We start from the raw sequence: 22,747 nt of genomic DNA on the forward strand, positions 1-22,747 counted from the left end.
CACAAAATCCTGTGTGAAGAAGGAGATAGCATGCGCTCGATAAAGGCAATGTTTGCAATACTGTTTTGCATGATGGCGGTGTTGGCACTGGCCATGTTTAAGGTAACTCGACAAGTGGCGGATCTGAGGTTGGAGAGTCACCAATACAGTGAGCAGCTTTATCAGTTTTATCGGTTATCACAGGAGTTAAAACAGAGCTCGGATCATCTGACAAAGTTTGCCCGCGCTTATGCCAGTACGGGGAATGAACGTTGGCTTCGCCTTTTTAACCAAGTGTTGGACGTGCGCAATGGTAAATTGCCTGCGCCAGCGAATAATGATTATGAATTCTGGGATGTGGTGGTACTCAACGACAGCAAAGAGCTGGATCAAGTCTCTCAAAATCGTTATCCAGCACTGATTGAGCGAGTTCGTCAATCGGGCATCAGTTCGGTGGAATTTCTCGAACTGCAAAACGCCCTAGCGCTGTCGGATCAATTAGTCTCACTTGAGCGCGAAGCTTTTATGGCCGTGAAAGGGTGGAAAAAAGAGTTTGCGGGAGACTACAAATATACTGGCGAGCCTGATCTTAACTTCGCGCGCTCGTTACTCTACAGCGAAAAATACTTTCTTGAGAAAGCCAAAATCATGGCTGCGATTGGGTCTGCTCACTCCAATATTGTTCGGCGTATTGAATCTCAAGTGAAAGCGGCTGAAGGTCAAGCGGAGTATTACGAAAAGGTCAATATTGTTTTAGTCAGCCTCTTACTTTCCGCCATTATTGCTTCCTTTGTTTTACTTTGGGTGGTGTATATCGCGCCATTAACAACATTACTGAAAACCGTAGTCAAACAAGTGCGCAGTGAAGACTACGAATTTACTCTGACTCAAAAAGCGTATGGAGAATTGCAGCGTTTTATCGACAGTTTGAATGTTGTTTTCCACCACATAGCCGAGCAATTAAGTTTTAATACGCTTGTTAAAGATTTCAACATCATCATTCGTAATAACCCCACTACCGAAGCCTTATGTAATCAGGTTACACAGTTCTTATTGCATCAATTCCCTGTCGAATTGATTGGTTTGTATATTTATCGAGAGGGCGTGCTGACCCGTATCGCCGGTGTTGGTCAAGTAGAATCTGCTCAGCGTGAATATAGCGATCCCACAACCACGTATTTCAGTGTGCTGCGATCTGGAAAGCCGTACGCCATGAAAACACTCAATGGTAATTACCAAGTAGTGTCTACCTCAGGGGTTATCGCACTGAATGAAGTGTATTACTTGCCGTTGCAAGTTAATCATCAACCTATCGGATTGCTTGAATTGGGAACCGTGGGAATGCTGAGCATGCAGCAGTACCATTGGTTGTCACAGATGCTGGATGATCTGTCTGTCGCAATTCAATTGACTCAAAACGCGGAACTGCAACGCTTGGCAGAACGTAAAGTGTTGGAGCAATCTCAGCTCAATCAAGAAATCCTCGATGCAACGCCAAACCCTATGTATTGCTTAAGTGCGAACGGTACCTTTTTGACAGTTAACGCGAAGTTTCTTGAGCTCATGGGGCTGTATAACAACGATGTGATTGGTAAACCTCCGCAGGAGATTTTCCCTTCATCGGTGGCCGAACGTTTTGCCCAAGCACATCAAATACTGACTCAGCAGCAGAGCAGCCAGAATTATGAAATTTCCTTGATTGACTACGCTGGTGTTCAACGCGAGATGTTGGTCTATGAAGCGTCATTCAGTGATCGTGCTGACAAAGTTAATGGCATTGTGGGTATTTTACTTGATATGACTGAACGCAAAGAGATGGAGCAAGAACTGCGTGAAGCCAAAGACGCGGCTGATGCGATGAGTCAGGCCAAAGGGGACTTTTTAGCTAACATGAGTCACGAAATCCGCACGCCGATGAACGCTATTTTAGGGATGGCGCATTTGGCACTGAATACTCAGTTGGATGCCACCCAACGTAAGTACGTCACGCGTATTAATGAGTCGGCCAAAAACTTACTGGGCATCATTAATGACATACTCGATTTTTCAAAAATCGAAGCGGGGAAACTCAATGTTGAACGGATAGATTTCAGCCTTGACGATGTGCTGGACAATGTAACTGCCGTTATTTCATTGAAAGCTCAGGAGAAAGGTATTGAGTTCTTGATGGATATTGATCCGCATATTCCACTAGGGTTGATTGGTGATCCACTCCGCCTTGGGCAGGTCATGGTCAATTTGTGTGGTAATGCCGTGAAGTTTACCCAACAAGGTGAAATTGTTATCTCGGCACGAGTCAGACAACTCAATGAACAGCAAGTGATGCTACTTTTTGCGGTGAAAGATACTGGCATTGGCATTGCGCAAGAAAAATTGGATGATCTGTTTAATGCGTTTTCTCAAGCCGATAACAGCATCACACGCCAGTATGGAGGTACTGGGCTCGGTTTGAGTATCAGTAAACAACTGGTCGAATTAATGGGTGGGCAAATCTCCGTACACAGTGAAGAGGGGAAAGGTTCCACCTTCGAATTCTCGGTTGTGTGTGGACTGCAAGAAGCCAAAATGCGTGACATTGCTCAGCCATTGTATGGTTTGGCGAATAAGCGGGTGTTGGTGGTCGATGATAATGATTCGGCACGCAATATCTTGGATTCATTACTGACTGCAATGCGCTTTAATGTGGTGACGGTCAGCAATGGTTTTGAGGCATTATCGGAACTTCAGCACAAACCGTTTGATATGTTATTCGTGGATTGGAATATGCCGGGTATGAACGGCATAGAACTGCTCACACGAGTGAAATCACTGGGTCTGCGTGATCACACGAAATGCTTCCTCGTCACGGCGTATGGTCGTGACATCAATTTAGATAGCGAAAACAGTAAACTCATTGATGCCTTGATCGTGAAACCTGTGAATCCGTCGAATCTGCTTGATGCGATAGTGACCAGCTATGGAATTGATCATGTAAGACATAAACAGAACGAACTTCCTCAGCATTCAAGACCCAACTTCGCAGGGCAGAAGTTATTGTTGGTTGAAGATAATGAGGTCAACCAAGAGGTGGCATTAGGGCTGCTGGAAGAAACCGGACTCAGCGTTACGATAGCCAATAATGGGCAAGAAGCGCTGGAAAAACTGGAGAATGCTGACTTTGATTTGGTGTTGATGGATATGCAAATGCCGGTTATGGATGGGATTACTGCCACGAAACATATCCGAACTAATGGGCGTTGGAAAAACTTGCCAATTGTGGCAATGACCGCAAATGCTATGGCAGCGGATATAGAACGCTGTTTGCAAGTGGGAATGAATGGGCATCTATCCAAACCTATCGAAGTTGATAAGTTTTATCAGGTGCTAAAGCAATTCCTTAAATCAACGAATACTGCACCGCAAAACAATCACACAATAGATACCGCCAGCCTTTTAAATGAAGTGATCACCGTATCGCAGAGTGATTTACCGACGCTTACCGGCATTGACCTTGAACAAGCCATTTTCCGAATCGGAGGGAATCGAAAACGCTATTTTGAAATCTTGCGCCATTTTATTGATAGTCAAAAACAAGAATTGGAGAGCTTGTCGGGTTTAATTAAGGAGCAGGATTGGGTTTCTGCTACTCGTGTGGCGCATACCCTGAAAGGCTCTGCTGCCAACCTAGGCTTGGATGAATTGGCACAATTAGCCGCGAAAATGGAAAATGACTTAGAACAGAAATTAGAATTGGAGACAGAGCTGATTGAACGGGTCGACACAATTCTTATGCAGGTCGATGACGAACTCTCGATATGGGAAAATCAACATAAGGAGTCAGAGCGAGATGCCAGCATAGATTGGGCGCAGTGGTATCAGCAACTTCATCAGGCGATCAGTGATTATGATGTGATTGCTCTTAACTTGAGCAAACCGATTCGGCAAGTAACGGTTTGGAACTCTGCCCAGCAGGAAGCGCTCATCAATGCAATTGAAAACTTCGATTTTGAGCAAGCGAAGCAATTGTTGGAAAGCTACCCAGCACTTTAAAGCGCGAAGCCTTGAGGAAAAAACACCTTGCTGCATCAAGCAGCAAGGTGTCAGAAATTCGTCTGTTTCTAGAGTCGCTTAGAGACTTGCAAGAACAGTTTCAGCTTTGCTCAGCTCAAAGGTTTTTGGTGGTTCAACATTGAGTAAAGTCACCACATTGTTCTCGATCACCATAGCGTAACGCTGAGAACGAATACCACCAAAGTTACCGGTATCCATTTCAAGGCCTAGAGCCTTAGTGAAGCTGGCATCACCATCCGCAAGCATGAGAATTTCACTGGCATTTTGAGCTTCGCCCCATGCCTTCATCACGAATGCATCATTGACGGATACGCAAGCGATCAAATCAACACCTTTGTCTTTCAGTTTGTCGGCAAGAACAATGTAACCTGGTAAATGCGCTTCTGAGCACGTTGGGGTAAATGCACCCGGTACCGCAAACAGCACTACTTTTTTGTTAGCAAACAGGTTTTTTACTGAATGCGTTAGCGTGCCTTCGCTGGTTCTTTGGCTTAGCTGAACGTCTGGTAAAGTTTGTCCAATCTGAATCATCATCTTTTCCTTAATTTCGGTAGGCAGATCCTGAAGACTTGAAGCCTTCGCTCAAGTCATTTAGGCATAAACAACTCTAGTGTAGTGCTTTACGAGCCAAACAAATACAGAGTGTTATTAGGGGTATAGCATAGCTTAAAGGTGGATTGTCGAGAGTTAAACCTACGCTAAGTTGAGCTCACTATTTCGATTGAGTTTTTAACGAAACTCGATGAGTTAGTTTATTTTTCATAATGCTTTGTGTGCGACAAAATTGAAATAAACTCAGTGAATAGTGTGATCAGAAAATAGATAATTTACCGCTTTGATTGACGATCTCATAAAAAGTAATGAAACCTTGGCATCTTGGTGGATGACAACTAGAAATGGAATTAAACCACGACCACGAAGGAATACCACCATTGCCAATCGACGTCAGTGATATCTCAAGTCACTTCAAAGATAAGTGAGTTTAGAAAGGCTAGTCATCAAATAACAAGAAACCCACACATCGTCGTTGGAAATGTGGTGTTTTGTATTGCTTCTAAAAAATGAGTACAAAATAAAATTATCCAGATTAATGCTGGAAATGGTTAAGACCAAACGGTCGGCATTTCTGGTGTGAAGGACAATTAGAATAATGAAAAGAATTAGGCTTTTGGCTTGCCGTTGGCTGCAGATGTGTACAGCGATCATGTTGCTACTCAGTTCATCTGCTTACGCTGTAGTGGAACATATTTCGGATTACTTTGTGGAAACCTGGACTTCTACTGATGGTTTGCCACACAACAGTATTAATAGCGTAGCTCAGACACGCGATGGCTATTTATGGTTCGCAACGTGGGAGGGTGTGGTTCGCTACAACGGTCTCAATTTTCAGCTGTTCGATCGTAGCCCACAAACCGGGATGGAAGATTCAGGCACTCGCACCTTATTACCTATGAGCAACAATGGCCTATTGGTTGGCGGTGCGCGAGGTAGCTTAACGCAAAGGCTCAGTTACGGTTGGCTTTCTTTTCGCTCGGCTCCCAGCTTGGTGAATGGCGCTCTCATCGATGAAAAGCAAAATCTGTGGTTAGCCATTGAAGGTTTAGGGGTCATGATTCGTCCTTATATCGGGGATGGTCAGTATGGCCCAGATCGTTGGTTACTAACGGATGTCAGCGCTTATCGACTAGTGAAAAATCAGCAAGGCGTAGTGTTTGCAGCAACCGATAAAGGGCTATACCAATTTGATGATCAACAACCCTCGGTTGTTGAATTGCCCAAAGGTCGTTATCAGCGGATTAACTATATCTCCATCAGTTTGAATCAAGAGCTTGTGGTCGCAACAGATCATGGAGTTTGGGTTGCGGATACGGCAAGAGAGGGCTTTCAATCACTCTTTCCACCACTAGAGGAAGAAGTGGTGACTTTAGCCGAGCAAGACCGCGTCGGAAACTGGTGGATTGGCACCGTCAATCGTGGGATCGCCCGACTTAAGAATCAACAGCTGCAATTCTTAGAGCCTAATCGTGGCTTGCCGAATAGCCGTGTGTTGTCTTGGTATCAGGATATCGAAGGAAGCATATGGGTTGGTACAAATGCCGGCTTGATGCGTTTGCGTGATGCTCCTTTTATCAATATCAACTGTGATAAAGGTTTAATTGGTAACTATGTGCGTTCTCTACTGCCACTTGATGATCAACGCATCATGGTTGGAACCAGCAGTGGTTTAAGCATTATTGAAGATGGTTTAGCTCATAGCGCGATCAAGCCACACGTTGGCACTCGTCCTTCCGTATTGAGTTTAGCCAAATCCAGCACTGTAGAGGGTGGCGTTTGGGTTGGCAGCGTACAACGAGGGCTACTACTTTGGCAAAGCGGCTCATTATCCCCAATTCTTGGTGAAAAAGATGGTCTGCCTAGTAATGAAGTGAGAGCCATAATTGAAGATGAACAGGGCAATCTTTGGATAGGTACGTCGGATGGCATAGTCAAACGATCAGTTCAAGGGGAGCTCACGACTTACAATAAGAGCAACTCTCGGCTTCCTGACAACTACATCATGGCGTTGGCGATTGATGAAAAAAGGCGGCTATGGGTGGGTAGTGCAGTCGGAGTTGCTTATTTTGATGATCAAGGACAAATCCATCCGGTCGATCTCACCAAAATGGAACAGGCACAATATGTATTTGGTTTCTATATGGAAGCGGATTACGTTTGGATGGCAACCGATCGTGGAATTGTTCGCTACCGACTGAGTGATGGTACAACATCTTTAATTGGTCGTGCTGCGGGGTTGCCGATTGATAAATTCTTCCAGATGCTGCGTGATAATGAGGGGCATGCTTGGTTATCAAGCAACCGAGGGATATGGAAACTGAATTATGATCAGATGCTTGCGGTTGCCGATGGGATGAGCACTCAGCTCGAATTTGAGCACTTTGACGAAGGTGATGGAATGGCGACCAGTCAAGCGAATGGGGGGACTAACCCTGCGGCCGCCAGTCTACCAAGTGGAGAGCTCTATTTTGCGACGGCAAAAGGCGTCGCTAGTATTAAGGTCAAACGTTTACAACAATTGAGTGAATTGCGTTTACCTGTGGTTTTGGAATCTGTCAGCTTTGATGGTGAGAATATTAATCCGGAGCAACAACAGATAGCTGAAGCAGGAACTAACCGAGTCAGTTTCGGTTATGTAGGCTTGGGTTTTGTGATGTCGGAACGCTTGCAGTATCGCACTAAGCTAGAAGGTTTCGATGAGGATTGGTCTTACCGAGGTCACAATACCTTGGCGGAGTACACCAACTTAGAACCGGGGAACTATCGCTTTTTTGTCAGCGCTCGTTATCCGTACGGTAAATGGAATGACGCGACCTACAGCTACTCATTCACTATTGCTCCTCATTTCTGGCAGCGTAAAGAAGTCATCTTTATGTTGGGGATGTTAGTTGTCGCCTTGTTTATTTCCGTGGTGATGTGGCGTATCAGAACGCTGAAGAGGCGTGAGTGGTACTTAGTTGAGCAAGTAGCGCTTCAAACCCAAAAATTGCGTTTTCAGGCAGAAAAATTTGAAAGGCTGTCAAAAGAGGATGAGTTAACTGGACTTGCGAACCGTCGGGCGTTTGATGTGTATCTCAAACAGGCATTTTCGCGTGTTGATCACCCTGGACAACAAGTGAGTATTGGTTTGCTCGACATCGATCATTTCAAACAGATTAACGATCGTTATTCTCACATCATAGGTGATCAGGCGATTGTCGCGGTATCACAACAGTTACTCAAGTATGTTAGGGATAAGACTCGAGTGGCTCGCTGGGGCGGTGAAGAGTTTACGATTTTGTATGTGGGCGATCCCAAGGAAGCTTGGAGCTACTTCGAAAAACTGCGTTGCACGATAGAACAGGTCGATTTCTCCACCGTAGCTCCCGGACTTACTGTGACGGTAAGTGTGGGATTTGCGGATTCGCAACAGGCAGAGAGTTATGAGTCGGTGCTGAAATTAGCGGATCATGCACTGCTAACTGCAAAGAAACTCGGTCGTAACCGAGTGGTGAAAAGTGAAACGTGGCAAATAGAAAACGGTCTCAATTGAGACCGTTTATACATCTATTCTTTGCTTACAGAACCTTACAAGCGAAGCCTTTCAGGTAGAAGCCTTCAGGGTAAGCTGTGTCAGTTGGGTGATCAGCCGCTTGCTCAAAGCGCTCCACAAATTTTACATCACGACCCGCATCAAGTGCTGCATCAGCAATGATTTTCTGGAACAGCACTTGGTCCATCAAACCAGAACAAGAGTAAGTCAGCAGTGTGCCACCTGGTTTTAGAATCTGCATCGCCAGCATATTGATGTCTTTGTAACCGCGACATGCGCCATCAAGTTGAGCTTTAGATTCAGCAAATTTCGGCGGATCCATTACCACAACATCAAAACGTGTACCTTGGTCACGATACTCGCGCAGCAGTTTAAATACATCAGCGTTTAAGAAAACCGCTCGTTTTTTACTGATATCAAATTCGTTCAATTCTGCATTGAGTTTTGCAGTATCCAAAGCAGGTTGAGATACATCGGCGTTGATCACACGTTTGGCTCCACCTTTAAGTGCGTATAAGCCAAAACCACCGGTGTAAGAGAAACAGTTCAAGACTTCTTTGTCTTTTACGTATTTCATGGATTGGAAACGGCTGTCTCGCTGATCCAGATAGAAACCTGTTTTATGTCCACCCACAATATCAACGCTGATCTTGACGCCATTTTCTTCAATGACTACCGATTTGGGTGGTAATTCACCATGAAGTACACCAACGCGCTCTTCCAAACCTTCTTTCTTACGTACCGCAACATCGGAACGCTCATAGATATGGCACTCAGGGAAGCAGTGAACTAATGCTTCAACTAAGGTTTGCTTTTGGTATTCCGCACCAGCACTCAGTAACTGACAAACGAGATAATCTTGATATTTGTCGATAGTAATACCCGGCAAACCGTCAGATTCTGCAGCAATTAAGCGATAACCGGTTAAGCCATCACGCTCAATAATATCGTTACGCAGAAGTTGTGCTTGTTCGATGCGCTTAATGAAGAAATCACGATCGATCGGCTGTTGCTCGAAGCTCCACACGCGTGCGGTAATTTGTGAATGCGGTGAGTAGGCGGCTTTCGCTAACCATTTACCCTCAAAGGAATAAACATCGACGGTTTCACCCAACTCAGGAGTCCCTTCGACTTTGCTGATACCACGAGAAAAGATCCATGGATGTTTACGACGCAAAGATTTGTCACGGCCTTTGACCAAATAAATTGCAGGAGTCATTACGCTACTCAGATGGAAATACAAATGGGCGGCTATTGTCGTGGAACTGAATAAGAAAAGCAAAAGAAAAGAGCCGCGATAAGCGGCTCTGGTACTAGGCTTTCAGCCCGGTCAGTAAACGTTCTAATTGATCGCTTTGCTGACGTAATTGCTTGATCGTTTGTGTGGTGGATTGGATGGTTTTATGAATACCCGATGCTTGTTCGCGAATTTCTTCCACGCTGGCTGCAATATTATCGGCAACCACGCCTTGCTCTTCGGCTGCGGTAGCAATTTGCACGCTACTGTCGGAAATCGACTGGTTTTTCTGAGCAAGGGAGTTAATTTCACCGCTGACTTCACTCATCAGATGGTGGCCTTGGTTAGCACTCGCCACAGTAACGTCCATCAATTTGGTCAGAGATTGGCTATTGCGCTGTAACGCCTCAATCATGGATTGAATTTCAACCGTTGCGCTTTGCGTTCTTCCTGCGAGAGCGCGTACTTCATCTGCCACGACAGCAAAACCACGCCCTTGTTCACCCGCACGAGCTGCTTCAATGGCAGCGTTCAGCGCTAACAGGTTGGTTTGCTCGGAGATGGCGTTGATGGTTGTGACCACAGCATCAATTTGCGCTGCGTTACTATCAAGCTCAGTTACAGCGTGAGAGGCGGAACCTATTTCGCGAGCGAGTTGTCCTACTGACGTCAGAGTTTGCGTGACTTTTGCCTGCCCGCTATTCGCTACTCGTTTGGCTTCTTCCGTTTGTTGGCTTGAATCATGGGCGAGGCCAGCCACTTCTCGGATTGTTGAAGCCATTTGTTCTGTAGCACTGGCGAGTGAGTTGAGATGCTCTTGCTGGCTCTCTGAGGCACTTGCGCTGCTTTGCGCGGAAAGGTTAAGGTCAGAACTGATTTGCTGCATGAGCGCTACAGATTCTTGAATCGAGTGAACGAGTTTTTGTTCTCGCTGTGCCACTTTATCAAAAGTAATCGCAATTTCGCTGAACTCATCACGCACTGGGAAATAGTTCATACGATAGGTCAAATCACCTTTTCCTAGTGTTTCAAGCGCCTTATGCAAAGAGTACATGGCTCCGCCAATGAACGTCATGATGTAGTAAACACCTGCTGCCATCACCAGTAAAGTCACACCAATGACCAACCAATGATGCCAAGTTAAGGTATGCCACAAGTCGACATCATGCAAAGTGGTTAAGCCAAATGCACCATCCATAACGGAGATCGCATTTGCACCATTGCCAAAGGCAATAGTGCTAGAGTTGGCTATTATTGAAGAGACTTGTTGTTGGGAGAGCGAACCCGCTTCAATCAGATCTTTCATCAGCAGCAATTCTTGGCGATACAGTTGCTGAAGCATGAGATCGGCAGCACTGTCTAATACGAGAGTGACGATAATCAGTGCCAACATAGGGAGTAAAAACAGCAGATAGAATTTCTCTTGGATTTTGAGATGGATGAGGTATTTGTCTATCCAACGAAAAGGGATCTCTTTCATATTTTACGGCTCGTGTTCTGGTGAATAGGGCATCAGAAGGGTTATGAGATGCGGAGTATATCACTCGGCAGATTAAGGGGTTAAGGCGATGGTAACAAAATGCGACAGATTCATAGTGTCCGGACATGTGCAAGGGGTAGGGTTTCGCTACCATACTTCTCATCAAGGCCTGAAATTGGGTTTGACTGGCTACGCAAAAAACCTCAATTCTGGTGATGTAGAAGTCGTGGCGTGCGGCTTGCCTGAAAAGCTAGATGAATTCTACATATGGTTGCAAGATGGCCCCAAAACGGCCAGCGTCAAACAAGTGATTCGCTCAAGCTGCGAGCTAGAAAGAGTTTATCCGGGATTTGAAATTCTTTAATGGCAATATAAAAAGGCGAAGCCGCTTTCACTGACTTCGCCCTATTCATTGTTCAGTTTTGTGTTTTGCTTAAGAGTTACAAGCACTTGGCGGGCTTTGGCAAGCCTGCAAGTTTAGTGGCCTGTTTGGCAGGACCTTTGGGAAAAAGCTTAAACAGGTATTTGCTGTTGCCTTTTTCTGGGCCGTGTTCTTTTTCCATTGCTTTCACCAGCATACGAATCGCGGGCGAGGTTTTAAACTCTTCATAAAAGCGACGAACAAAGTGGACAACTTCTAAATGAGCTTCAGTCAGCTCAATCCCTTCTTGTTCTGCCAGCAGAGCGATCATTCCTTCTTCCCATTGGGTAAAGTCGAGAAGGTAACCCTGAGCATCGATTTCGATAGTTTGGCCTTGGTATTCAAGCATGATGAGTTTCTGTGGTTGGAAATTTTCGCATAGGGTAGCGAAGCTCAAGGCATGGCTCAAGCACAAAAAAGCCCGATGAAATTATCGGGCTTAAGGATAAACAATCTAACGAATTAATCGTTGTTGTTCATAATACCCAGAATGCTCAGCAAGCTTGTGAACAGGTTCAGGATATTCAGGTACATAGAGATTGTTGCTGACACATAGTTAGTCTCTTCACCGCGTACGATGCGGCTGGTATCAAACAGAATGAAACCAGAGAACACCAGTGCAGAAACACTACTGATTGCTAGGTGAGCAACGGTTGAGCCAACGAAGATGTTGATCAACGATGCCACAATCACAATGATCAGACCTGCGATCAGGAAGTTACGCATGAAAGAGAAATCTTTCTTGCTGGTAATCGTGTAAGCCGACAGACCTAAAAACACCATACCGGTTAAGCCAAGGGCTTGCGCAATCACGATTGGGCCATTTGGCATCGCAGCATAGAAATTCAGCATTGGGCCAAGAGCACCACCCATCAATCCTGTAAAGACGAAAGTCCATAGGATACCTGATGAAGAGTTAATCGCTTTTGGCATTACGAAGAACAGAATGCCAATGGCAGCCAACTGCATCACCAAAGCAAAGATAGGAGAGATGCCGATAGCCATGGTCGCCATCGCTGCAATAGCACTGGTGACTAGGGTCATAGAAAGCAGGAAGTAAGTATTCTTCAAAACTTTGTTAGTTTCGAGAGTACGTTCCATGCCGGAAGTTCTGGTAAACATTGGCGTATTCATACTTTTCCTCTGTTGAAAGTACTGATTGCTACAGGGACAGTTATGAGGCTCAATGCCATAAATTTCAAGCCCCTTGATCTGTCTAAATCAATAATAATCAAATTCGCTTGTTAACGTTATGTGGAGTTGTAACACGATATTTCATTGAGTTGGCTGAATGTAATTATTTTATTTCTATGATTTTAAAAGAATTCAGAAGCGTTTAACGCTTCTGAATTTAGGGATGGGGAATGCACGTTCGTTATTAATGGTGCAGAATTTGTGAAAGGAAGTTCTGAGTACGATCCGATTGCGGATTTTCAAAGAATTCTTTCGGATTATTTTCTTCAATAATTTCCCCCGCATCCATAAAGATAACGCGATCTGCGACTTCTTTGGCAAAGCCCATTTCATGGGTTACACACAGCATGGTCATGCCTTCTTCGGCTAATTCGACCATAACATCCAGCACTTCCCGTACCATTTCAGGGTCGAGTGCAGATGTGGGTTCATCAAATAACATGACTTGTGGATTCATACATAGTGAGCGAGCGATTGCCACACGCTGTTGTTGACCGCCTGAAAGTTGTCCCGGATATTTATCTGCTTGCTCAGGAATACGTACACGAGTGAGGTATTTCATTGCAATTTCTTCAGCTTTGTCTTTGGGCATTTTTTTGACCCAAATTGGCGCGAGAGTACAGTTTTCCAATACTGTTAAATGCGGGAAAAGGTTGAAGTGCTGAAAACACATGCCGACTTCGCGGCGTACCAATTCGATGTTTTTCAAATCTTCGGTTAATTCATTCCCGGCAACGATAATTTGGCCTTTCTGGTGTTCTTCGAGGCGGTTAATGCAGCGGATCATGGTGGATTTACCAGAGCCGGAAGGGCCACAAATAACAATCTTTTCGCCTTTTTTGACATTTAAATTGATGTTTTTCAGTACGTGAAACTCGCCATACCATTTATTCATGTCTTTAATTTGAATCATGAGTTCTTGATTAAGTTGTTGCGTCATAATACGTTCCTTGCAGAGTGACTTATCGTTTGTGACCGGTATGGAGTTTGCCTTCAAGCCAAATCGAATATCTCGACATGCCGAAGCAGAAAATCCAGAACACTAACGCGACAAAAACATAACTTTCCGTAGCAAAACCAAGCCAATTAGGGTCAGTGTTTGCTGATTGACCTATACCCAAAACATCGAACATGCCGATGATCAGCACCAAGCTGGTGTCTTTAAACAGGCCGATGAAGGTATTCACAATGGATGGAATGGTGATTTTCAGAGCCTGCGGCAAAATGATCAGCCCCATTTTTTTCCAGTAACTTAGGCCAAGGGCATCTGCAGCTTCATATTGGCCTTTCGGGATGGCTTGTAAGCCGCCACGGATCACTTCGGCCATATAAGCGGCACTGAACATGACTACCCCAATTAAGGCACGCAGCAGTTTATTGATCTCAGAGCCTTCAGATAAAAACAGGGGCAGCATTACAGAAGCCATAAACAGCACGGTAATGAGTGGAACACCACGCCACACTTCAATATACACAGTACATAAACTGCGAATGATCGGCATGTCGGATCGACGGCCTAAAGCAAGCGCAACACCAATTGGCAATGAGGCAATGATGCCGACCAAGGCAATGATCAAGGTGACGAGCAAGCCGCCCCATTTATGGGTTTCGACCACTTCCAGACCAAACAATCCACCGTACAAAAGAATGGCGGCGAAAAAAGGGTAAATGTTGACAAAAACAAGCCATATCCAGCCTCTTTTCGGCGTTTTCTCGTACGCAAGCAGTGCTACGAAAATTGCGAGCGTAATGAAAAATAGCCTTGGTCGCCATAGTTCAGCGGCAGGGTAGAAGCCGTACATAAACTGCTCCCAACGGGCACTGATAAATACCCAGCAAGCCCCCTCAAGAGTACAGTCGTTGCGCGTTGTTCCGCTCCAATTGGCGTTGATGATGGCCCAATCAAGAATGTTCCAAATACCTTGCGCCGCCAAATACCCCAAAGCTAGGGTCGCTATGGTGTTGAATGGACCATTAAATAAGTTCTTACGTAGCCAACCGATAGGGCCAGTTGTGTTGGCTGGTGGCGGTAGGCTGGGTTGAAATTGATGTGTCTTCATAATTATCTCTCCACCAATGCCACTTTGCGGTTGTACAAATTCATGAGTGCTGAAGTGAGCAAGCTTAAACTCAGATAAACCAGCATGGTCATCGAAATAATTTCAATCGCTTGACCCGTTTGATTGAGCGTAGTGCCAGCAAACACAGAAACCAGATCTGGGTAGCCAATTGCCATCGCCAAAGAAGAGTTTTTGGTTAGGTTCAAATATTGGCTAGTCAGTGGTGGAATAATGATGCGCAAAGCTTGAGGAATAATGACCAGCTTTAAGGTTTTTGCGCGCGGCAGTCCGAGTGACATGGCGGCTTCGGTTTGGCCATGGCTGACCGCATTGATGCCCGAGCGTACAATCTCCGCGATAAATGACGCGGTGTAGATGGTTAAAGCCACGAGCAATGCAGCAAGTTCGGGTAAGACAGTCAGCCCGCCTTGGAAGTTAAAGCCTCGTAATACGGGATACTCTGCCGAAATAGGCTGGCCGAGCGCAAAATAAACCAAAAGTGGGAAAACAACGCAGCAGATGAGCACATATCGTCCCATCGGTGTTTGTTGTCCCGTTAATCGCTGGCGGTTGTTTGCCCAAATACTTAATACCCAGCAAAAGGCAATTCCAGCGAGTAGAGCAATCAATACCCAGAGACTGCCTGCTTCAAAAACTGGCTTCACCAAATAAAGGCCTTTGACGTTTAAATAAAGCCACTCTCCCAGATGCATACTTTGCTTGGCAGAGGGGAGAGCTTGCAGCACAACGAAGTACCAAAAGAAAATCTGCAGCAGTAATGGGATGTTTCGGAACGTCTCAATGTAAACAGCGGCTAAACGGCTGATGAGCCAGTTTCTTGATAGACGTGCAATACCGAGAACAAAGCCCAATAGGGTGGCGAAAATAATCCCAAGAACAGAGACCAAAGCCGTATTCAGCAGACCGACCAAAAACGTTCGGCCATAGCTATAGGTTTCGTCATAATCCACTAGAGATTGGCTGATACCAAAACCGGCAGCGTGGTCCAAAAACGCGAATCCGGTTGCAATCCCCCGAGATTCAAGATTGTTTAATGCATTGTTGACTATGGTGTACAGAAAAAAACTTAATGCACACACAGCAAGAAATTGAAAAACAGCAGCCCGAAAGGTGGGGTTATAAAGTAAATTGGCATGCTTAGAATGCGCGTCAGCATGTTGTGACGCAGCGTGATTTGTGGGTTTCATACAGCAGTAACCTCTTATCCATTTTTGTGCTCGGCAATCAGCCCAGCACAGGTTCCTTGTTTACTCGAAGCCGCAGCACGCGGTTACACTCCACGTACTGCTGCTTCAAGCTGGTCAGGGATTATGTTTATTGATTAACGGATAGGTGGTGCGTACATGAAGCCGCCCGCATTCCAGAGCGCATTCACACCGCGGTCAATTTGCAGTGGTGAACCAGAGCCGACCGTACGCTCAAAGCTTTCGCCGTAGTTACCCACTTGTTTCACGATTTGATAACTCCAGTCGTCACGAATGCCAAGGCCTGTGCCTTTAGGACCGTCAAGACCGAGAATGCGTTTTACCTCAGGGTTATCAGATTTCATCATCTCATCGACGTTCTTAGAGGTGATGCCGTACTCTTCTGCGTTCACCATCGCGTACAGTACCCATTTCGCAACGTTGAACCATTTATCATCGTCTTGGCGCACTACTGGTCCAAGTGGTTCTTTGGAAATGATTTCAGGGAGAACTAACGCAGAATCTGGTTTCTCTAGATTCAGACGCAATGCGTACAGACCGGATTGGTCAGTGGTAAGAACATCACAACGACCTGCATCAAAACCTTTTGAGGTTTGCGCTGCGGTATCGAATACCACAGGTTTATATTTCATCCCGCTATTGCGGAAGTAATCCGCGAGGTTGAGTTCAGTAGTGGTTCCGGATTGAACGCACACAGAAGCCCCATCCAACTCTTTAGCACTTTTGATTCCCAGATCTTTTTTCACCATGAAGCCTTGGCCATCGTAGTAGTTCACCCCAACGAAATTAAGGCCTAGAGCGCTATCACGCTGCAAAGTCCAGGTGGTATTACGTGACAGAACATCAATTTCGCCAGATTGTAGCGCGGTGAAACGCTCTTTAGCGGTGAGTGGAACGAATTTAACCTTGGTTTTATCGCCTAGTACAGCCGCGGCAAGTGCTTGGCAATACTCAACGTCAATCCCTTCCCAATCCCCCTTAGCATTAGGGTTAGAGAACCCTGGTAAACCGGTACTGACGCCACAAGTAATAAAACCTTGAGCTAACACTTTGTCTAGTGTGCTTTCTGCGGCTGACGCCGAATGGGCGAGTAGTGCAGATGAGGCAGCGACGACAGAAGCAAGAACAGTGAGTTTATTCGCCATTTGTATCCTTCCTGTTTGATCCGTATTTTGACCAGGTAACACCTGATACAAGAGTTTAGCTATGTTGTGTTTATTGAATTATTTGTTATTGGTCGCAGTCATTGTTGTTGCACATTGACAAATCAACCAGTTGTAAGCGTAGGTAAGGATGTTGGATTTCTCAAACAACTCATCAAAAGAGTTGATTAATTCGTCAATTCCTTAACTGCGCCAAGGATGTCTAAATGTTAAATAAATGTAAATAGTGCAACTGGGTTACGGAATGGTGCAACAGAATGGGATGGTGGTGAGGCAATTAAGTTTTAATTAATAATTCTATTAATTAATGGTGATTTAGTCAGATTCACTAGTTTATGGGTGAAATTTGCACAGAATTTATTTCATTCCGGTTATCAGATGCTTTTCTTGCCCCATTTTTGGTAGCATGTAGCCAAGTTAAGGATAGACAACTCATAAGATGTCACTATGCGCTATTTTCCGTTGTTTCTGGATCTGACTAACAAACCCGTACTGGTTGTTGGTGGTGGTGAGGTAGCTTGCCGAAAAATTGATGCACTGCTTAGAGCGGATGCCAAAGTGACTGTGATCTCGCCACAAGTTGCACCAGCACTGCAAAGCTGGATTAATGAAGGTAAATGCCACTGGATTCAGCATTTTTATTCATCACATTGGTTAGATAAACGTTACGTTCAGGTGTGGGCAACTACGGATAATCCAGAGCTCAATCATCAAGTACATAAAGATGCGAAAGAGCAGGGCATCTTAGTGAATGTGGTGGATGATCAACCCTTCTGTGATTTTATTACACCATCAATGATTGAACGAGGACGTATCCAACTGGCAATTTCCAGTGGTGGAGCCTCGCCAGTGTTGATCCGCAATATCCGAGAAACACTCGAAGCTGTGTTGGCTCAGAATTTATCATTATTAGCGGATTTCGGTGCTTCAAAGCGAAACTCGATCAAAGACTTCTTACCCAATGTCGACTTACGTCGCCAATTTTGGGAGCGTTTCTTTGCTCATCCTGAAGTAAAAAGCGCCCAAGAAAGAGAAACACTAGAACGCATATATATTCAATTGATCGGCCAGTCCGCAGACAAAATGTTTGCCACGACTTGGATTGAGTTTGGACGTGATGTTGAACTTTTGTCTCTCAAAGCGCTACGTCACATGCAGCAAGCTGAGTTGGTGTTGCATACTCAAGATTGCCCGTTTGAGTTTATTGATTTGTGTCGACGTGATGCGCAACGGCAAAGTTTTCACTCGTCGGTAGAATTGAGCACTTTGCTGTCTCAAGCTCAGAATGAAGCGCAAACAGTCTGTGTGTTGATACCGGGAAGCAGTAACGAGTATGCCTTACTGCAAGGTAAAGCTCGCGTATTAAAACTGGCTCAGTAGGATCAAGAGGCAAGACAAAAGGTAAGGCAGAGATTGCCTTACCTCAAAAGACATTAAGCTTCGCTTAGGCAACCGAGTGCAAAACGTTCAATCGCGACAGCTACACCATCTTGGTCATTACTCAGTGTGATGTGGTCAGCAATGCGTTTGGTTTCTTCCATCGCATTGGCCATCGCAATTCCTAAACCTGCGTATTCAAGCATATGGTGATCATTTTCCGCATCGCCCATACAAATCACTTCGTTTGCTTGAATGCCTAAGTGTTCCGCAATCGCCTTCACACCGACGCTTTATTGCTTCCTGTATTGAGAAATTCTAAAAAGAAGGGCGCACTTTGTACCACGGTGAACTCTTTACGCCACTGTTCTGGCATTTGGCTAATTGCATGGCTTAATTTATCTGGCTCACCCACAATCATGGCTTTAATAATTGGGTGATCATCTGCCAACTGTTCAAAATCCATTTCTGTAATAGTGAGGCCGTTAAGAGCGGCTTCGACTTCGGTGTATTGGCTGGTTTTTGGGGTGATCAAACCATGAATCTGGCTAAATGCATGGGCATTGAGCCCCCATTCTTGAGCAAGACGAGCCACACGTTTGGCAGCTTTACCATCAATGATCTGTTGGTGAATGATCTGCCCGCTACCTACGTTAGCAACCATAGAACCGTTGTAATACAACACATAATCGTTATGACCAGTGAGGTTTAACTCTTCCAGCTTGCTACGCATGCCATCGATAGGGCGGCCAGAAGCCAACACAACTTGAATTCCTTGTTGGCGAGCGTTAGCAATCGCCTGCTTTGTACGAGGAGAAATCTGCTTTTGGCTATTGAGCAGCGTACCATCCATGTCGAGCGCAATCAGTTTGTACATCGGTTACCTACGTAAAGTTAAAGTGGAAGAGGTGAAGGAAGCCGATTATATACACTTCCCGCTTGAACTGTGAGCCATCACGGCTAAAAATGAAAACGTGAGCAATTTTGCGAGCTGGCTATCCATTTAAATTGACCTTGATCGCCTTCTCCATTATGGTCTGCCCCCTGCAACTCTGTTTATCCATGTTAGGTAGTTCATCTTGTACCGAATCAATGAAATGTTTGAGACCATTCAGGGCGAAGGCGTGTTTACTGGCGTGCCTGCGGTGTTTGTACGTTTGCAAGGTTGCCCTGTCGGGTGTGCTTGGTGTGACACCAAGCAAACGTGGGAAACCTTAGAATCAGATCAAACCTCATTTCCCCAAATTCTGCTCAAAACGAGTGATGCCCCTACTTGGTGTCAAGCCAGTGCTCAAGACGTTATAGAGCGTTATCGAGCTCAGGGATATCAAGCCAAGCATATTGTGATTACTGGTGGTGAACCTTGCATTTATGATTTGACAGAGTTAACGCAAGCTTTTGAAGCGATAGGCTGCCAGTGCCAGATTGAAACCAGTGGTACCTATGAGATTCTTGCTACGCCTACCACATGGGTGACAGTGTCACCAAAAGTGGCAATGAAGGGTAAACTACCAATACTGGATTCAGCATTACAACGTGCCAATGAAATCAAACATCCGGTCGCGACCGAGAACGATATTGGTAACCTCGATGAGTTATTGGTGCGTGCCAGTGTAGATGAGAAAACGGTTATCGCGCTGCAACCCATTAGCCAAAAGCCTCGTGCTACGGAACTTTGTATCCGTACATGTATAGCGCGCAACTGGCGTCTTTCTATCCAAACTCATAAATATCTCAATATTGCTTAAGGGGAACGCAACATGAAAAAAGCGGTCGTGGTATTCAGTGGTGGGCAAGATTCAACTACCTGCTTGGTACAAGCGTTAAAAGAGTTTGATGAAGTACATGCCATCACCTTTGATTATGGTCAGCGCCATAAGCTAGAGATAGAAGTTGCTCAAAAACTTGCCAAGCAATTAGGCGTGGCTGCACATAAAGTGATGGATGTTGGCTTGCTAAATGAATTAGCCATCAGCTCACTGACACGTGATGACATTCCGGTATCACATGAGCTGCAAGCGAATGGCTTGCCGAACTCATTCGTACCAGGACGCAATATTCTCTTCCTGACATTGGCTGGAATTTACGCTTATCAAATTGGTGCCGCAACAGTGATCACCGGTGTGTGTGAAACCGATTTTTCTGGTTATCCAGATTGTCGCAATGACTTTGTGCAAGCAATGAATCAAGCCTTAACGAAAGGGATGGATATGTCGTTAACCATCCGCACTCCGTTAATGTGGCTGAATAAAGCAGAGACATGGGCTCTGGCAGATCAGCTTGGTGCTTTGAATTTGATCCGCCACCAAACGTTAACTTGTTATAACGGATTGATTGGTGACGGCTGTGGAGAGTGTCCAGCCTGCCATCTTCGCAAGGCTGGTCTGAATGACTATCTAAACAACCGTGATAGCGTACTCAATGCGCTTATGGACAAGCAGTCAGTAGAGCATTAGTTGGGTCGGCGGCATCCACAACGCCGCTTCGACTATTTTGTTTGGCGATATTCAAAGCAGCATCCAATTTTGGATAGTAGCGATGGAAATTCGCCAAATCTCCCTCAAGTGCTAAATAACTCATCGTCACACTCAACCCGGATTGATGTGGTGTTGCTTCGGCTTTGACATTCACTGAGTGATGAAGGGCGAAAAGACGAGTTTCAGCACTGACGCGCTCACTGTTTGGCATCACAATCAGAAATTCATCATCGCCAAGTCGGCACAAGAAATCCTCTGAACGAAGTTGTTTCAGCAAAGTATCAATCATGCTTTGCAAAGCCGCGTCACCTTTTTCATAACCATAACGTTCGTTAAACAGTCGGAGTTGGTCCACATCTAACAAAGCCAGCAGATGAGCTTGTTCAGGCTGCTTATTTGATTTGATTTGGGTTAAACGTTCAAGGCCAGAGCTACGGTTTAACACACCTTGTAAATGGTCTTGGCCTGTCAATTCGCTTTCTCTTTTACGGCGATAATAAGCAAAGGGTAGTGCGATGGCGAGCATGAGGATCAGTAGCGAGAGTGATATGCGCTGCCATTTCAACACCTCATATTTATCCGACAAAATGTGGTAGTTTTCCCGCCAGAGATTAACACTGTGTTTTTGCTCTATCTCCGCTTTGGAGAGATCCAACGCCTCAAAGGCTTTGCGTTGCTCGGAATTACGCAGTTGTAATTCACTCTCTGCATATTGGCGGTACCATTCGAGCGCTTGTTGGTACTGCTGCTGGTGATCAGCAATAGTGGCTAATTGTAGATAGGCTTTACCTTTAAGACGAGGTAGAGAGGCAGATTCACTAATCGCGATCGCTTGGTTCGCGTATTCAACTGCTTCTTCAAATTTCTCTTCTTTAAAATGCGCTTGTGAAAGAGATAAGTAGATAAGCCCCTGTAAAAATTGGTCTTTATGTTGGCTAACGTACTCCAACGCTTTTAATAAGTGTTGGTCTCCTTGGACGAATTGATTTAATTCAACATGCGCTTTTCCAAGCCCAAGATGGACATAAGCTAAGCCGAACAGATAGTTAGCAGGAGAGAGCAACTTCTCCGCTTGAGTAAAGTGGTTAATGCTTTGCTGGTAAAGGCCTTGTTTAAAATAGGCATCACCTAAGCTGTGCTCAACTTGTGCGATCAGTAAAGGATTCCCTTGCTGAATTCGATATTCCAAGGCTTTGTTTAGATATTCCAATGCGAGCTGATGTTGCCCCAAAGTACTCATTAAAAGCCCAACATCGTTATACGCGGCGGAAGGGTCAACATAATCAGGCAGTAAATTGAGTAGAAGATCATAGGTTTCGGATGCTTCTTGGTATTCGCCTAAAAACTCAAGATTATTGGCCACAAGATGCAAACCGCGATAGCGCGGGAATAATGGGTCTTCAGCATTGAGTAGCCTTTGATCCATTTGTGAACAATAAAAACGCGCTTTATAAGGTCGGCCATGACGCTGATAAAGCCGACAAAGATGGTATTCAAATAACAGCATGCCATCTTGGTTATCTTCTTGCTTCATGCTGGAGTAGAAAGAGAGGTAAGTCTCTTCAGCTGTTCCATAGTCCAACGCTTCTTCTTTATTCAATGCTTCTAAGAAGCGTTGCTCGGATGCGGCGTATGCATCGTGCGTGCTGGTTGCTTCTCCATAATAGGGCTGACTTTTTAGTACAAAATAGCCTTGAATTTTGGAGGCCAAGTAGAGCTTTTCTGCTCCATTGGGGAGGGAATGATAACGATCGCGCAATAGCTGTAACGCGGATTCATCATGTTTATGGAGGGATTTTGAGTAGACTTCCTCCCACGCTGTGCGTTCGGAAGCGGCACAGAGTGATGCAAACAGACCTAGGACAAGCAGCGAGCGTTTAAAATAAAGTTTCATAATTTAATTGTGTGATCTTAGTTCGGAAAATATATAGAACGATCTGTTGATTAACAATGGCTTATTATGTTCGCAGTCATAATTTTGTGATGACGACGACAA

15 protein-coding genes and 3 pseudogenes are annotated in these 22,747 nt (G+C 45.1%); 7 read left to right on the forward strand and 11 right to left on the reverse strand.

Features of this window, described 5'->3' with window-relative positions; translation table 11 throughout:
• Positions 1-30: 30 nt before the first annotated feature.
• Positions 31-3,358: pseudogene (locus D908_RS15745) on the forward strand (hybrid sensor histidine kinase/response regulator); the annotation flags it as partial.
• Between the two features lie 80 nt (positions 3,359-3,438).
• Positions 3,439-4,008, forward strand: a pseudogene (locus D908_RS23180) (Hpt domain-containing protein); the annotation flags it as partial.
• Between the two features lie 78 nt (positions 4,009-4,086).
• Here the strand turns inward: D908_RS23180 and D908_RS15740 are convergent.
• Positions 4,087-4,560: a peroxiredoxin gene (locus D908_RS15740; RefSeq protein WP_005522798.1), complete on the reverse strand. Its 474-nt coding sequence runs from the start codon at positions 4,558-4,560 to the stop codon at positions 4,087-4,089.
• Between the two features lie 619 nt (positions 4,561-5,179).
• On the opposite strand from D908_RS15740, the gene D908_RS15735 reads away from it, so the two are divergent.
• A complete protein-coding gene (locus tag D908_RS15735; protein ID WP_032467513.1) occupies positions 5,180-8,116 on the forward strand; it encodes a ligand-binding sensor domain-containing diguanylate cyclase in 2,937 nt (978 codons plus the stop codon).
• A gap of 25 nt (positions 8,117-8,141) precedes the next feature.
• Here the strand turns inward: D908_RS15735 and D908_RS15730 are convergent, their stop codons facing one another.
• Together D908_RS15730 and D908_RS15725 are read right to left on the reverse strand one after the other, a co-directional pair.
• A complete protein-coding gene (locus tag D908_RS15730) occupies positions 8,142-9,335 on the reverse strand; it encodes a class I SAM-dependent methyltransferase (RefSeq protein ID WP_005522800.1) in 1,194 nt (397 codons plus the stop codon).
• Positions 9,336-9,429: 94 nt separating this feature from the next.
• Positions 9,430-10,833: a methyl-accepting chemotaxis protein gene (locus D908_RS15725; RefSeq protein ID WP_005522803.1), complete on the reverse strand. Its 1,404-nt coding sequence runs from the start codon at positions 10,831-10,833 to the stop codon at positions 9,430-9,432.
• An 88-nt stretch (positions 10,834-10,921) separates the two neighbouring features.
• On the opposite strand from D908_RS15725, the gene yccX reads away from it, so the two are divergent.
• Positions 10,922-11,197: an acylphosphatase gene (yccX, locus tag D908_RS15720; RefSeq protein ID WP_005522805.1), complete on the forward strand. Its 276-nt coding sequence runs from the start codon at positions 10,922-10,924 to the stop codon at positions 11,195-11,197.
• Between the two features lie 76 nt (positions 11,198-11,273).
• Here the strand turns inward: yccX and D908_RS15715 are convergent, their stop codons facing one another.
• From D908_RS15715 to D908_RS15690, 6 genes are all read right to left on the reverse strand, one after another.
• Positions 11,274-11,603: a TusE/DsrC/DsvC family sulfur relay protein gene (locus tag D908_RS15715; RefSeq protein ID WP_005522810.1), complete on the reverse strand. Its 330-nt coding sequence runs from the start codon at positions 11,601-11,603 to the stop codon at positions 11,274-11,276.
• Between the two features lie 113 nt (positions 11,604-11,716).
• The gene (locus D908_RS15710) at positions 11,717-12,388 is read right to left on the reverse strand and encodes a Bax inhibitor-1/YccA family protein (RefSeq protein WP_005511563.1); all 672 of its coding nucleotides are present in this window, start codon (positions 12,386-12,388) and stop codon (positions 11,717-11,719) included.
• A 244-nt stretch (positions 12,389-12,632) separates the two neighbouring features.
• Positions 12,633-13,388, reverse strand: a complete 756-nt coding sequence (locus D908_RS15705; protein WP_000193743.1) for an amino acid ABC transporter ATP-binding protein — start codon at positions 13,386-13,388, stop codon at positions 12,633-12,635.
• Between the two features lie 22 nt (positions 13,389-13,410).
• Positions 13,411-14,508, reverse strand: a complete 1,098-nt coding sequence (locus tag D908_RS15700; protein WP_000848140.1) for an amino acid ABC transporter permease — start codon at positions 14,506-14,508, stop codon at positions 13,411-13,413.
• A gap of 2 nt (positions 14,509-14,510) precedes the next feature.
• Positions 14,511-15,716: an amino acid ABC transporter permease gene (locus D908_RS15695; protein ID WP_000805331.1), complete on the reverse strand. Its 1,206-nt coding sequence runs from the start codon at positions 15,714-15,716 to the stop codon at positions 14,511-14,513.
• Between the two features lie 134 nt (positions 15,717-15,850).
• Complete coding sequence (locus D908_RS15690) at positions 15,851-16,879, reverse strand: amino acid ABC transporter substrate-binding protein (RefSeq protein ID WP_001284564.1); 1,029 nt, start codon at positions 16,877-16,879, stop codon at positions 15,851-15,853.
• Positions 16,880-17,344: 465 nt separating this feature from the next.
• Here D908_RS15690 and D908_RS15685 point away from each other — a divergent pair, with 465 nt between their 5' ends.
• Positions 17,345-18,277 (forward strand): precorrin-2 dehydrogenase/sirohydrochlorin ferrochelatase family protein, encoded by a 933-nt coding sequence (locus D908_RS15685; protein WP_005522811.1) that lies wholly within the window; start codon positions 17,345-17,347, stop codon positions 18,275-18,277.
• Positions 18,278-18,330: 53 nt separating this feature from the next.
• Here the strand turns inward: D908_RS15685 and D908_RS0118910 are convergent.
• Positions 18,331-19,151, reverse strand: a pseudogene (locus tag D908_RS0118910) (Cof-type HAD-IIB family hydrolase).
• Between the two features lie 220 nt (positions 19,152-19,371).
• Between D908_RS0118910 and queE the strand changes: the two are divergent.
• Positions 19,372-20,022, forward strand: a complete 651-nt coding sequence (queE, locus tag D908_RS15680) for a 7-carboxy-7-deazaguanine synthase QueE (protein WP_032467514.1) — start codon at positions 19,372-19,374, stop codon at positions 20,020-20,022.
• 12 nt (positions 20,023-20,034) lie between these two features.
• Positions 20,035-20,730, forward strand: coding sequence for a 7-cyano-7-deazaguanine synthase QueC (gene queC / locus D908_RS15675; RefSeq protein ID WP_005522820.1), 696 nt, complete (start codon positions 20,035-20,037; stop codon positions 20,728-20,730).
• Here the strand turns inward: queC and D908_RS15670 are convergent.
• The gene (locus tag D908_RS15670; RefSeq protein ID WP_005522821.1) at positions 20,702-22,645 is read right to left on the reverse strand and encodes a diguanylate cyclase domain-containing protein; all 1,944 of its coding nucleotides are present in this window, start codon (positions 22,643-22,645) and stop codon (positions 20,702-20,704) included. The two genes, queC and D908_RS15670, sit on opposite strands and share 29 nt — an antisense overlap.
• Positions 22,646-22,747: the final 102 nt, after the last annotated feature.

It is taken from the genome of Vibrio mimicus CAIM 602 (assembly GCF_000338875.1).
Classification (GTDB): Bacteria; Pseudomonadota; Gammaproteobacteria; order Enterobacterales; family Vibrionaceae; genus Vibrio; species Vibrio mimicus.

Excerpts from the sequence above, each read along its gene's own strand:
- yccX (WP_005522805.1), top strand. The coding sequence starts at position 10,922 with ATGGTAACAAAATGCGACAGATTCATAGTGTCCGGACATGTGCAAGGG.
- D908_RS15725 (WP_005522803.1), bottom strand. The coding sequence starts at position 10,833 with ATGAAAGAGATCCCTTTTCGTTGGATAGACAAATACCTCATCCATCTC.
- D908_RS15705 (WP_000193743.1), bottom strand. The coding sequence starts at position 13,388 with ATGACGCAACAACTTAATCAAGAACTCATGATTCAAATTAAAGACATG.
- queE (WP_032467514.1), top strand. The coding sequence starts at position 19,372 with ATGTTTGAGACCATTCAGGGCGAAGGCGTGTTTACTGGCGTGCCTGCG.
- D908_RS15695 (WP_000805331.1), bottom strand. The coding sequence starts at position 15,716 with ATGAAACCCACAAATCACGCTGCGTCACAACATGCTGACGCGCATTCT.
- D908_RS15735 (WP_032467513.1), top strand. The coding sequence starts at position 5,180 with ATGAAAAGAATTAGGCTTTTGGCTTGCCGTTGGCTGCAGATGTGTACA.
- D908_RS15700 (WP_000848140.1), bottom strand. The coding sequence starts at position 14,508 with ATGAAGACACATCAATTTCAACCCAGCCTACCGCCACCAGCCAACACA.
- D908_RS15740 (WP_005522798.1), bottom strand. The coding sequence starts at position 4,560 with ATGATTCAGATTGGACAAACTTTACCAGACGTTCAGCTAAGCCAAAGA.
- D908_RS15710 (WP_005511563.1), bottom strand. The coding sequence starts at position 12,388 with ATGAATACGCCAATGTTTACCAGAACTTCCGGCATGGAACGTACTCTC.
- D908_RS15730 (WP_005522800.1), bottom strand. The coding sequence starts at position 9,335 with ATGACTCCTGCAATTTATTTGGTCAAAGGCCGTGACAAATCTTTGCGT.
- D908_RS15715 (WP_005522810.1), bottom strand. The coding sequence starts at position 11,603 with ATGCTTGAATACCAAGGCCAAACTATCGAAATCGATGCTCAGGGTTAC.
- D908_RS15670 (WP_005522821.1), bottom strand. The coding sequence starts at position 22,645 with ATGAAACTTTATTTTAAACGCTCGCTGCTTGTCCTAGGTCTGTTTGCA.
- D908_RS15685 (WP_005522811.1), top strand. The coding sequence starts at position 17,345 with ATGCGCTATTTTCCGTTGTTTCTGGATCTGACTAACAAACCCGTACTG.
- queC (WP_005522820.1), top strand. The coding sequence starts at position 20,035 with ATGAAAAAAGCGGTCGTGGTATTCAGTGGTGGGCAAGATTCAACTACC.
- D908_RS15690 (WP_001284564.1), bottom strand. The coding sequence starts at position 16,879 with ATGGCGAATAAACTCACTGTTCTTGCTTCTGTCGTCGCTGCCTCATCT.